Source organism: Synechococcus sp. R6-7 (genome assembly GCF_047461695.1).
In the GTDB taxonomy this organism is placed as follows: domain Bacteria; phylum Cyanobacteriota; class Cyanobacteriia; order Thermostichales; family Thermostichaceae; genus Thermostichus.
Genome location: NZ_JANSHS010000061.1, coordinates 1 through 10,368 on the forward strand (window position 1 = coordinate 1; position 10,368 = coordinate 10,368).

The window sequence follows — 10,368 nt, forward strand, 5'->3', positions numbered from 1 at the left end:
CAGCAGTGTTCAGCGTAAATGTATCAGTATCATCGCCTTCGATCGACAGGTAACCCTTGAGGATCAATGGGTTCTGGAAAGCACCGACTACGATGTTCCCCTCGATATCAAGGCGGAGCAGCACATGTTCACGGATAAACCCGGCATTGTCATGCGTCGCAAGCTGGCTGCCCTTTTGAAAGCCCACGGAGAGGTGGAAGTGCGGCGGAGCAGGGGACAGGGATCCCGAACCCACGCCAATGGTCGGGCAGACCCAAAAGAGGGGCCGGAGCAGCCCCCCTTGGGTTTGAGAGTCTTGATTAGATTCCTCGTCAGAGCAGGGAGAGGCGCTCTCCTCGTAACTGGAACTACTTGATCTTGACGGTGGCGCCGGCTTCTTCCAGCTTTTTCTTGATGTCGTTGGCTTCCTCCTTGGGAACTCCTTCTTTGACAGGCTTGGGAGCCGCCTCGACGAGATCTTTGGCATCCTTCAGGCCCAAGCCGGTCAACTCGCGCACCACCTTGAGGATGGCGATCTTCTTGTCGGCTGGCACAGCCTCGAGGATGACATCAAAGGCAGTTTGCTCTTCCACCGGCTCAGGGGCTGCCGCCGGAGCTGCCGCCGCCGCTGCCACAGGAGCTGCCATGACCATGCCGCCGGCTGGGGCTGCTGCACTGACGCCAAAGGTTTCCTCGATGGCTTTCACCAGCTCGGAAGCTTCCAGCAAGCTCAAGGCTTTCAACTCTTCCAAAATCTTTGCAACGCGCTCTGAAGACATGATGGTTTCTCCTTGGGGGTAACAGAATCGATACACAGGTTTGGGCTGATGAACTGAAGCCCTTTATGCGGCCTCCTTGTCGGCAATGGCCCGGATGGCCCGCCCCAGAGAGGCTGGGATCTCGTGGATACCGCGCGCCACTTGCGTGGGCACAGCATTGAGCCCGACCGCCAGGCCGGTGGCCACCGACTTGAGGCTGCCCGCCACTTGGGCCATGAGCACTTCCTTGGGCGGTAGCTCGGCGATGGCCTTGGCCTGCTCCAAGGTCAGGGATAGCCCTTCAATGCCAGCACCGCGGAACTCGGTTTTCTTGGTTTGCTTGGCAAAATCTTGATACGCCTTCAGGGCGGCTGAAATATCGCCCCGAATCAAGATAAAGGCCGTCGGCCCCGCCAAAAAGGGAATGATCCCTGCCCAAGCTTTTTGGTCGGCGATGGCTCGCCGCATCAGGGTATTCTTAACAACCATGCAAACCGAATCCGACTTGCGCAGCTCTGCCCGCAGTTGGTCCATCTCCGCAACGGTCAGCCCCTTGTAGTCGATCACCAGCACCATTTGGCTGGCCTGCAGCAGGGATCGGACTTTATCGACGATCTCCGCTTTCTTCGCTAAAGGTTGCTTGCCCATGCGCTCACCTCCTTTGTTGTCAATGGTCACCCAGGGTTAACGGGTGGTGAATCTGGGTTCTGCCAAACAGAATGCGTCCCAGCCGTGGCCGAGACGCATGGAGATAAGCGCACCATCAAAAGCGATCCAAGAAGGGATCCCTTTGAACTTCGCTCAAACCTCGGCAGGACATTAAGCCCGCGGGCACCTGCTGTCTTCGGCTTGCTATTCGACTGGGGAAAGATGTTCTGCCGGGATCCTCCTCCAAATTACACTCACTCAAACCCTTTTCAACCCATCGCAGCGCCGAAGCCAGGCTTAGGTCGCCAACTTCAGCTCCCGCAGGGCATTGATATCAACCTCAATCGAGGGGCCCATTGTAGCAGAAACATGTAGGGTTCGCCAATACTTGCCCTTGGCTCCAGAGGGACGGTTGCGATCGATGGACTCCTGCACTGCCTTTAGGTTCTCCAGCAGAGCTTCGACGGGGAACTTGCACTTGCCGAAGATCAAATGCACAATGCCGGTGCGATCCGCCCGGTACTCCAGCTTGCCGGCTTTAAACTCTTTGATCGCCTGGGCCAGATCCATGGTCACCGTTCCCCCCTTGGGAGAAGGCATGAGGCCGCGCGGCCCCAACAGCCGCCCCAGCTTAGCCACCTGGGGCATCACATCGGGGGTGGCGATCAGAAGGTCAAAATCCATCATGCCCTTGCTGATTTCCTCGATCAGGTCTTCATATCCAACCCGATCCGCCCCTGCATTTTGGGCCTCCACCACTTTCTCGCCACGGGCAATCACCGCCACCCGGATCTCTTGGCCGGTGCCCCTGGGCAAGACTACAGTGGTGCGCAGTTGTTGGTCGGCGTACTTGGGGTCGATCCCCAGGCGGATGTGAACCTCTGCCGCCTCTTCAAATTTGGCGGTGGCCGTCTCTTTCATCAGGGCCAAAGCGGCTTCGGGAGCATAGGCAATGGGCTTCACCTTCTCCCGCAAAGCCTGCATACGTTTGGAAAGCTTTCGAGCCATCGTTTCTCCTCGGGGTACTGGCGAGAACTTCTCTCCCCCACAGTGGTTTGCTGAAACAACTTCAAGACCGTGAACACCTCAGACCGGGCAAGGGATCCCTCCATCAATCCACCACCGTCACCCCCATGCTGCGAGCAGTTCCGGCAATAATTTTCATGGCCGCCTCCACATCGTGGGCATTCAAATCCGGCAGCTTCTGCTCGGCGATCTGGCGCAGTTGAGCTCGGGTCAGGGATCCCACCTTGGTTTTGTGGGGCTCGCTGGAGCCAGACTCAATGCCCAGAGCCTTCTTGATCAACACCGAAGCTGGCGGCGTCTTGAGGACGAAGGTAAAGCTGCGATCCTCGAAGATGGAGATCTCAACCGGTACCACCATCCCGGCCTGATCCGCCGTCTTGGCGTTGTACTCCTTACAAAAGGCCATGATGTTGACCCCGTGTTGACCCAAGGCTGGGCCAATGGGGGGAGCGGGGGTGGCCTTGCCCGCCTGAATGGCCAACTTGACCACGGCCACCAACTTCTTAGCCATGAAACGCAGTTACACCTCTTTTCGCACTTGACCAAACTCTAATTCTACCGGGGTATCGCGCCCGAAAATCGAGATCAACGCCTTGAGCTTGCCCCGTTCTGGGCTGACCTCCACCACCTCGCCGTAGAAACCCTGGAAGGGGCCGGATAGCACCTCGATGCGATCCCCAGGGGCCATGTCGATTTTGAGGGGCACTTCCTCCACCTCGACGCTGCTGAAGATGCGCTGGACTTCGCTTTGGCTGAGGGGACGCGGTGTAACATGCCCCCGACCGCGACCGTAGGCCCGCTTTTCTTCGGTGCCGACAAAGTTGATCACGTTGGGGGTTGTTTTCACCACCATCCAAGTGTCGTCGTTCATGTCCATGCGCACCAGGACATAGCCGGGAAAAATCTTCTCCTCTTGCTCCTGGCGCTTGCCGGTTCGATCCAGCTTGAAGCCCGTTCGCTTCGGGATCACCACCTCGACAATTTGATCCGCCACATCCAAAGCAGCCGCCCGTTGCATCAGGGTGCTCTTCACTTTGTTCTCGCAGCCTGAGGCCACCTGCACGGCGTACCAGCGCAGGTTGCGACGCTCTTGACCTTCCCCCTCGTCTGGTTCCGGGATCGCGTCTGCAGGCTCAAAGTGCTCCACACGGCCCCCACGACGTTTTCGCTGCTGCTCTGGCCTCATCACCTCACATCCTCCCTGTAGCCATCCTTGAACATGACTCTCTTGCCCCTCAGGACAGAACATCACAAGAACAGCTGAGTGGCTACCCAAGCAAACACTTGATCGACCAGGTAGATGAAGGAAGCAAAAGCCAACACAATCAGTAAGACCCCTACCGACTCGCCGATCAATTGCCGGCGGCTCGGCCAAACAATCTTGCTTAATTCTGTGCGGGTCTCTTGAATAAAACCCGGGATCCCTTTGGGTGCGGTGGAACTGTCTTTGGAGTGACCCCGGCTGGCGGGATCCAAACGCTGTTCCGTATCGGCTTTGCTGGAGGGGGTGCTCTTAACCACGGCGGTGTTCTCCTAATGGATCCCGAAAACAAAGTGCCGCATTTCGGCGGGCACAAGATCGGCTTTGCGATCCTAACAGATTTGTTGGGAACTTGTTGGGAATAGGATCCAACTTAGGGGGTAGGGGTGGGCTCAGGTGTCAAGGAAGCGGGAGAAAGCAGCAGGGAGCGGCGGCGGGATTGGTTGAATTGCTCCACAGCAGCATCAACGCTGGCCTTCCCGTCCCAACGGGAAGCGGCACTTTGGCGAGAGAGGAAGTCGGCGGCCCGGAAGAGATCGTTGACGTTAATGCTGGTGCCATCGAACAGAGAGGGATTGCTGTCGCGGCGAATGGCCTCGTTGACACTTCCACTTTGAGCCAGGGCCACCCCAGAGCCGCTCAGAACCGAGCTCAAAGCCATCCCCACCAGGAGCAGTGCTGGGGGCGAGGGGATCCCACGCCAGGAGACAAGCGATGGATTCAGGAGACGGTTGAGAAGATTGCCGAGCATGATTTCATTTCTCCACATCGTTCACGCCAGGGTGCTGCTCCGCCAACCCCTCTGCCAACAACTGTTGCTCTTCGGCGGTCAAGGGGCGCTTGGCCAACAGGTCTGGCCGCCTTTGCCAGGTTCGAACCAACTGCTGCTGCAGACGCCAACGGGCAATGGCTTGATGGTCGCCTGAGAGGAGCACCGGCGGCACCTTGTACCCCTGAAACTCTGGCGGGCGGGTGTACTGAGGATAGTCCAGCAGCCCCGCCTGGAAGCTTTCGCTCTTTAACGAGTCTACCTTGCCCACAGTGCCCGGCAAGAGCCGCACCACGCCGTTGATCAGGGCCAGCGCCGGAATTTCCCCCCCGGTCAGGACAAAATCCCCCAGCGACACCTCGCGGGTGGCCAGGTATTGGCGGATGCGTTCGTCAAAGCCTTCGTACTGGCCACACAGCAGGATCAGCTGCGCCTTCTGGGCCAGCTCCTGCAGCAGCGCCTGGTTTAGCGGTTGCCCCTGGGGCGTCAGCAGAATGATCTCGCAGGGATCCAACCGGGGCAGGGAGGCGACAGCAGCGAAGAAAGGCTCTGGCTTGAGCACCATGCCCACCCCACCCCCGTAGGGCTCATCATCGACACGGCGGTGCTTATCGGTGGCGAAGTCGCGTGGATTGGTGCAGTGGACTTCGGCGATCCCCTGCTGTAGGGCTTTGCCCACCAGCCCAATGCGCAGCGGCGTTTCAAAAAATTCGGGGAAAAGGGTAAGGATATCGAACCGCACAGGACTCAGGACGAGGTGCGCAACCGCTCCAAATCCAGGCGCAAGGACTCAATCTGATGGATCAGCTCCATCAACTCAGCCATCTCTTCTCTGGAGATAGCCGGCTTGTTGGGGGAGGAAGCTGGTGTCGGGGGAGCATTCTCGACAGGCGCTTCAGAGTCAGGACTTGCCGAGGGGGCGTTGGCGGCTGGATCCCTGAGACTCTCAACGTAACGAACTGCCTCCTGCTCGATCAACTCTCCCTTTTGCTCCAGCTCCGCCGCCAGTTGTCCCAAGTCCATCGAAAGGCGGTTGAGGTTTTCGGTGCGCTTTTCCGGGTCTTGCAGGATCTCCACCAGAGCGGTGGCCGTGCCGTAAAAAATGTGGCGAGCCCGCGTGAACCAATCTGAAGAGTGAGAACTCATGGCAGCAGAAAGAGGTGGGTTGTGGATTATTCTAGGCGATCCACCCACCGGGATTGACCCAAGCATTGCAGACTGAATACCCAGCGCCGAAGGACAGACTGGGATCCAATTCTCCAAAATCCTAGGGACACTCTCAGTCTTAAGGCAGGGCTCAATCGACAGCGCGGATCTCGCCACTGTTTAGGCGCTCCACAATCGATTCCAGCAGCTCGTGCTCTTCTGGGGAAATTTCTTGATCGGCCATGACGGCACTGAGAATCTGCTGTTGCTCGGCGCGAGTCAAGACTTTGTCCGCCAAAGCCCGGTTGATTAGAGCTCTCAGCTCAGAGGGTTGAGAGGGTTCCACCGTTTTTCTCCTAGCGCTGGAGGGCAAGGGGTCCCATAATGGGGTTCTGGATCCAAGAAGCAATGGACAGCGGCCCACCACCCAGTATAACGGTACGGCTGTGGAAACCCAGGTATCCTCAAAAGACCAGAGATCCCAACCTGTGGGGGTGATTGGCGGCGGGCAGTTGGCGCAGATGTTGGCCTTGGCAGCTCGCCAGATGGGGATCCCGCTGGTGGTGCAGGCTGCTGCTCCCACCGATCCGGCGGTGGCAGTGGCCGATGGGGTGGTTTGGGGATCCACAGCCGACAGCCAGGCCACGGCCCAGTTGTTGGAGCGCTGCCCGGTGGTTACTTTTGAAAACGAGTTTATCCCTCTGCCGGAGCTGAAAAAACTGGATCCGGAGGGATCCCGCTTTCGTCCCAGCCCCAGCATGCTAGAGCCGCTGCTGGACAAGTTGCACCAACGGCAGTTTCTGGCGCGGTTGGGGTTGCCGGTGCCGGCTTTCTTCCCGCTGGAGGCGGTGTTGGATTCGGCAGACCTGGCTGGACTGGGCTTTCCGGTGGTGCTCAAGCGACGGCGGCAGGGCTACGATGGGCAGGGCACCTGCATCTTGCGCGACCGAGTGGCTTTGCAGCAGGCCCTTAGCCAATCTGAGGGGATCCCGCTATTGCTGGAGGAATGGATCCCGTTTGAGCGGGAGTTGGCGGTGATGGTGGCGCGGGGGCTGAAGGGAGAGATCCGGGTTTATCCGGTGGTGGAAACTGTGCAGATTGAGCAAATCTGCCGCCATGTCCTGGTGCCTGCCCGCATCCCCCCAACCACCGAGGCCGAGATCCGGCGCTTGGCAGCCGATCTGATGGAAAAATTGGGTGCAGTTGGCGTGTTTGGCATCGAGCTGTTCTGGGTGCCGCCGCCCCACCCCAAGGCCGGGATCTGGATCAACGAAATCTCGCCGCGGGTCCACAATTCCGGCCACTACACCCTGGAAGCCTGCCACACCTCACAATTCGAGCAACACCTGCGGGCCATCCTCGGCCTGCCCTTGGGGGATCCCTCCCTCAAGTGTGGGGGGGCAGTGATGGTGAACCTCTTGGGCTATGAGCATTCCACCGGCGATTACGCAGAAAAGCGGCAGCGCCTGGCCCAGCTCCCCAATGCCACGGTGCATTGGTACCACAAAACCCCTGCCCGCCCAGGGCGGAAACTGGGCCATGTGACCGTCTGTCTGCCGACTGCTCCCTCTCCTTTCGAAGCAGCAGCCCTTGTCCGCACCCTCGAATCCCTCTGGTACCCCCAGCCATGAGCCAAGCGCAGGACCCCTCATTTTCTCCAGCCACACAAGCCCTGATCCAGGCCATGCAACGGCGGGATGTGCCCGCGGTAGCTCAGCAGGTGAACGGCTTGTCCCCTCAAGAGCGCCCTGCTGTGTTGACCCCTGCCCTCCAATACCTGGCCGAGGTGGATCCCGCCAGCGCCCAGTGGTTTGTTCGCCACCTCATGGCCCCTGCGGTCAAAGCGCAACTGCGAGAAGGGATCCTCAAAGCCGCCCAAGACTACCTACAGGAAGCCGGCTTCACCGAAGGGATCGACTACGAATTCAAGCCTGTTCGCGAAAGCGGTGCGGAGCACCATCCCCAATCGGGGGGCAAAATCTTGAGCATCAGCCGCAGAGCCTTGCCCTACGCGGCTCCCGATGACGATCCCTTGGGGCAGTTGTTGTTGGCGGAATTCTGCGAATTGCGGGACTAGGCCACCATGAGCGGTACGAGTTATCGGCTGCAGCTGTTGGACATCACTGCCCTGCCCCAACTGCTGGAGCTGGATCGGCGGTGCTATGGGGGATACTGGGGAGAACAGGGGTATCGAGCGGAGCTGGAACGACCCACAAGCACGGTGATTGGTGTAGTGGCGGAACCCGTTGCCGTTGGCGCCCCGTGTGGCTTGGGCCAAACGGAGTTCCCCCTTCCCTCTCCAGGCCCCACCTCGCCGACGCAGGTGACAAAAGAGCTGGTGGGCTTCGGCATTCTCTGGCGTATTGAAGAAGAAGCGCATATCATCTCCTTGGCGGTGGATCCCGAGCACCGGCAACAGGGCTTGGGCCGGCGGATTCTGGAAGAACTGCTGAACCAAGCGAGAGCAGCAGGCTGCCGCTGGGCCACTCTGGAGGTAAAGGCTTCCAATCAAGCGGCAATCCGCCTGTACGAATCGGCAGGGTTTCAACGGCTGGGACGTCGCAAGGGGTATTACAACGGAGAAGATGCGCTGGTGTATTGGAAGAAACCGATTTAGAAAAGCGTCAATTGTAAATTGAAGAACTGCAAACGTATTTCGGGATACACCTTAGGCCAGACAGTGAGCAAGCCAGTAGGCTAAGCATATCAAGGCTACAGGGGATCCAACCCATTGACCGAGTGTCGATTGCCCGTTTGATTCTTTATATAGGTCATCAAAATGCTCTCATTCTGTGGATGCAAACTGCCCGCTACAGTTCCTCCCAGCAACACTGACTCTAGCCAATGCAGCCGCATCCATCGCACAACAGAGATCCTGACTTAATCTACAAAGCTCCTGCTCGGTGGGGAAAAGCTATAATCTGCGGTATCAACAACTTGAATTCGATCCTTGCCGTTCGATGGCCCATCGGAGCTTTGACTGATGGCTGGAGCCCTTGGGTTAATAGAATGTGAAGTTTTATTTCGAGATCCGACATTTCTGCCTCAATATATATTTCTCATATCATATTCCCCCTTTGGCCAACTTGCCTGAAAAAACACTCCAGGTTAACCTACACTTGTTATCTGTCCATCCTGAGCATTTTCAAGCTGTGAGGATCATTATGGACACCTCTGGAAACACCATTGGAGATGAGGCCATCTCTTTTGTCGTCAGTCTTTGGTCTAGGCTTATCGATTTTATGCCCAATCTCCTTGCGGCGATTGCCATCTTAATTCTGGGTTGGATAGTGGCCACGGCAGTAGCCTTCGGCGTTAGAGGACTGCTCAAAAGGACGCAACTGGACAATCGCTTGGCTGCTTGGGTTTTGGGCCAAAAGCCCGGCGAGAAGCTGCCCCAAACGGAGCGCTGGGTGGCCGCTGCCGTCTACTGGGTGATTCTTGCTTTTGTGTTGGTGGCGGTACTGAATGCCCTGCAGCTTCAAGCTGTCTCCGATCCGCTCAACAGGTTTTTGGGGGAAATCTTCGTTTATCTGCCACGGGTGGGTGGGGCGCTGGTGCTGCTGGCTGTGGGCTGGGTGGTGGCCACTGTTGCTCGGCTGGCGGTCATCCAGGGGCTGCGGCGTTTCAACCTCGATGAGCAGTTGGCCCGGCCTCTGCAACAGGAAAGCACTGCCGGTGAGGCAGGTGCAGAAGGAACCCCAACCGGCCAAGAGGGAGGTACAGAGGTCACCCCTTTCCTGCTGAATGAAACTTTGGGCAATGCCCTTTACTGGCTGATTCTGCTGTTCTTTTTGCCGATCATCCTGGATACCCTGAACCTGCAGGGGCCGCTGCAGCCGGTGCAAAACCTGCTGGATCAGTTGCTGTCGATGGTGCCGCGGATTTTGGGAGCGCTGATCATCGGTGCAGTGGGCTGGTTTTTGGCCCGCATCGTGCGTGGGATCGTCTCCAATTTGTTGGTGGCAGCAGGGGCAAATCGGTTGGGGGCACGCTTTGGCGTTCCCCAGTTGGCCCAGATCGTCGGGACGGTGGTGTATGTCTTGGTGTTGATCCCGGCGGTGATTGCGGCGCTGAATGCCTTGGAAATTCGGGCCATCTCCGATCCGGCGGTGGCGATGCTGGAGCAGGTGTTGCGGGCCATTCCCATGATCGCGGGATCCGCTTTGATCCTGGCCGTCTTTTACTTGCTGGGGCAATTTTTGGCCAGCTTGGTAACCCAGTTGCTGCAGGCGGTGGGTTTTGACCGTCTGGTCGCGGGGCTGGGCTTGCCCCTGGCCGCTGCTCCTGAGCCTGAAGGGGATCCCGCTGCCAAACGTCGCACTCCCTCCGAGATCGCCGGCTTGGTGGTCTGGGTAGGCGTGGTCTTGTTTGGGGCGGTGCCGGCAGTGGAGTTGCTGCAGTTTGCCGCCCTAACCGACATTGTGCAGGGGCTGTTGCTGATTTCCGGTCGGGTGCTCATCGGCGCCCTGGTGTTTGGGATCGGTCTTTATTTGGCCAATTTGGCCCACTCTATGATCAAGAGCTTGGGTAGCCCTTCCTCAGGGGTACTGGCCCAGGCGGCGCGGGTGGCTATCTTGGTTTTTGTTGGCGCCATGGCCCTGCAGCAGATGGGCGTGGCCACCGACATTGTGGTGTTGGCTTTTGGTCTGGTTCTGGGGGCGATTGCCGTGGCGGTGGCGTTGGCTTTTGGGTTGGGAGGTCGCGATGTAGCTGCCGAGCAGATCCGGCAATGGCTCAAGAGAGAGTGAGAGCAGGTTTTGTAGATATCGCCAAGGGGG

14 protein-coding genes, 1 pseudogene and 1 other annotated feature are annotated in these 10,368 nt (G+C 58.4%); of the genes and pseudogenes, 5 read left to right on the forward strand and 10 right to left on the reverse strand.

Going from position 1 to position 10,368, the window contains the following annotated elements; genetic code table 11:
* A pseudogene (locus NW815_RS02335) lies at positions 1–355 on the forward strand (hypothetical protein); the annotation flags it as partial.
* Here NW815_RS02335 and rplL read toward each other — a convergent pair.
* The 10 genes from rplL to NW815_RS02385 all read right to left on the reverse strand — a co-directional run bounded on the left by rplL (position 348) and on the right by NW815_RS02385 (position 5,933).
* Entirely contained in the window at positions 348–758 is a 411-nt protein-coding gene (rplL, locus tag NW815_RS02340; protein WP_414350999.1) for a 50S ribosomal protein L7/L12, read from the reverse strand. The pseudogene NW815_RS02335 and the gene rplL sit on opposite strands and share 8 nt — an antisense overlap.
* A gap of 63 nt (positions 759–821) precedes the next feature.
* Positions 822–1,385, reverse strand: a complete 564-nt coding sequence (gene rplJ, locus NW815_RS02345) for a 50S ribosomal protein L10 (protein ID WP_011432851.1) — start codon at positions 1,383–1,385, stop codon at positions 822–824.
* A 58-nt stretch (positions 1,386–1,443) separates the two neighbouring features.
* Positions 1,444–1,603: a sequence feature (ribosomal protein L10 leader region), on the reverse strand.
* 79 nt (positions 1,604–1,682) lie between these two features.
* On the reverse strand, positions 1,683–2,393 hold the full coding sequence (gene rplA, locus NW815_RS02350) for a 50S ribosomal protein L1 (protein WP_011432850.1): 711 nt from the start codon (positions 2,391–2,393) through the stop codon (positions 1,683–1,685).
* 103 nt (positions 2,394–2,496) lie between these two features.
* Positions 2,497–2,922 (reverse strand): 50S ribosomal protein L11, encoded by a 426-nt coding sequence (gene rplK, locus NW815_RS02355; RefSeq protein ID WP_011432849.1) that lies wholly within the window; start codon positions 2,920–2,922, stop codon positions 2,497–2,499.
* Between the two features lie 9 nt (positions 2,923–2,931).
* Positions 2,932–3,597, reverse strand: a complete 666-nt coding sequence (nusG, locus tag NW815_RS02360; RefSeq protein ID WP_414342805.1) for a transcription termination/antitermination protein NusG — start codon at positions 3,595–3,597, stop codon at positions 2,932–2,934.
* 62 nt (positions 3,598–3,659) lie between these two features.
* Complete coding sequence (secE, locus tag NW815_RS02365; protein WP_011432847.1) at positions 3,660–3,932, reverse strand: preprotein translocase subunit SecE; 273 nt, start codon at positions 3,930–3,932, stop codon at positions 3,660–3,662.
* A gap of 113 nt (positions 3,933–4,045) precedes the next feature.
* Positions 4,046–4,423, reverse strand: a complete 378-nt coding sequence (locus NW815_RS02370) for a hypothetical protein (RefSeq protein ID WP_414387843.1) — start codon at positions 4,421–4,423, stop codon at positions 4,046–4,048.
* Positions 4,424–4,427: 4 nt separating this feature from the next.
* Positions 4,428–5,183: a tRNA (guanosine(37)-N1)-methyltransferase TrmD gene (trmD, locus tag NW815_RS02375; RefSeq protein WP_414387841.1), complete on the reverse strand. Its 756-nt coding sequence runs from the start codon at positions 5,181–5,183 to the stop codon at positions 4,428–4,430.
* Between the two features lie 5 nt (positions 5,184–5,188).
* Positions 5,189–5,587, reverse strand: a complete 399-nt coding sequence (locus NW815_RS02380; RefSeq protein ID WP_414329472.1) for a hypothetical protein — start codon at positions 5,585–5,587, stop codon at positions 5,189–5,191.
* A 151-nt stretch (positions 5,588–5,738) separates the two neighbouring features.
* Positions 5,739–5,933 carry a hypothetical protein gene (locus NW815_RS02385; RefSeq protein WP_414329471.1) on the reverse strand — a complete coding sequence of 65 codons (195 nt, stop codon included), beginning with the start codon at positions 5,931–5,933 and terminating at the stop codon, positions 5,739–5,741.
* A 142-nt stretch (positions 5,934–6,075) separates the two neighbouring features.
* On the opposite strand from NW815_RS02385, the gene NW815_RS02390 reads away from it, so the two are divergent.
* The 4 genes from NW815_RS02390 (at position 6,076) to NW815_RS02405 (ending at position 10,338) form a co-directional block, all read left to right on the forward strand.
* A complete protein-coding gene (locus NW815_RS02390) occupies positions 6,076–7,218 on the forward strand; it encodes a 5-(carboxyamino)imidazole ribonucleotide synthase (protein WP_414387840.1) in 1,143 nt (380 codons plus the stop codon).
* Positions 7,215–7,664 (forward strand): hypothetical protein, encoded by a 450-nt coding sequence (locus NW815_RS02395; RefSeq protein WP_414387838.1) that lies wholly within the window; start codon positions 7,215–7,217, stop codon positions 7,662–7,664. The genes NW815_RS02390 and NW815_RS02395 overlap by 4 nt, the downstream gene beginning before the upstream one ends.
* A gap of 6 nt (positions 7,665–7,670) precedes the next feature.
* Positions 7,671–8,204 (forward strand): ribosomal protein S18-alanine N-acetyltransferase, encoded by a 534-nt coding sequence (gene rimI / locus NW815_RS02400; protein WP_414387837.1) that lies wholly within the window; start codon positions 7,671–7,673, stop codon positions 8,202–8,204.
* A gap of 547 nt (positions 8,205–8,751) precedes the next feature.
* A complete protein-coding gene (locus tag NW815_RS02405) occupies positions 8,752–10,338 on the forward strand; it encodes a mechanosensitive ion channel (RefSeq protein WP_414387836.1) in 1,587 nt (528 codons plus the stop codon).
* Positions 10,339–10,368: the final 30 nt, after the last annotated feature.

Bases quoted from the DNA above. Each gene is read 5' to 3' on its own strand.
- rplJ (WP_011432851.1), bottom strand. From the start codon at position 1,385: ATGGGCAAGCAACCTTTAGCGAAGAAAGCGGAGATCGTCGATAAAGTC.
- NW815_RS02370 (WP_414387843.1), bottom strand. From the start codon at position 4,423: ATGCTCGGCAATCTTCTCAACCGTCTCCTGAATCCATCGCTTGTCTCC.
- NW815_RS02395 (WP_414387838.1), top strand. From the start codon at position 7,215: ATGAGCCAAGCGCAGGACCCCTCATTTTCTCCAGCCACACAAGCCCTG.
- NW815_RS02405 (WP_414387836.1), top strand. From the start codon at position 8,752: ATGGACACCTCTGGAAACACCATTGGAGATGAGGCCATCTCTTTTGTC.
- rimI (WP_414387837.1), top strand. From the start codon at position 7,671: ATGAGCGGTACGAGTTATCGGCTGCAGCTGTTGGACATCACTGCCCTG.
- nusG (WP_414342805.1), bottom strand. From the start codon at position 3,597: ATGAGGCCAGAGCAGCAGCGAAAACGTCGTGGGGGCCGTGTGGAGCAC.
- rplL (WP_414350999.1), bottom strand. From the start codon at position 758: ATGTCTTCAGAGCGCGTTGCAAAGATTTTGGAAGAGTTGAAAGCCTTG.
- rplA (WP_011432850.1), bottom strand. From the start codon at position 2,393: ATGGCTCGAAAGCTTTCCAAACGTATGCAGGCTTTGCGGGAGAAGGTG.
- NW815_RS02380 (WP_414329472.1), bottom strand. From the start codon at position 5,587: ATGAGTTCTCACTCTTCAGATTGGTTCACGCGGGCTCGCCACATTTTT.
- rplK (WP_011432849.1), bottom strand. From the start codon at position 2,922: ATGGCTAAGAAGTTGGTGGCCGTGGTCAAGTTGGCCATTCAGGCGGGC.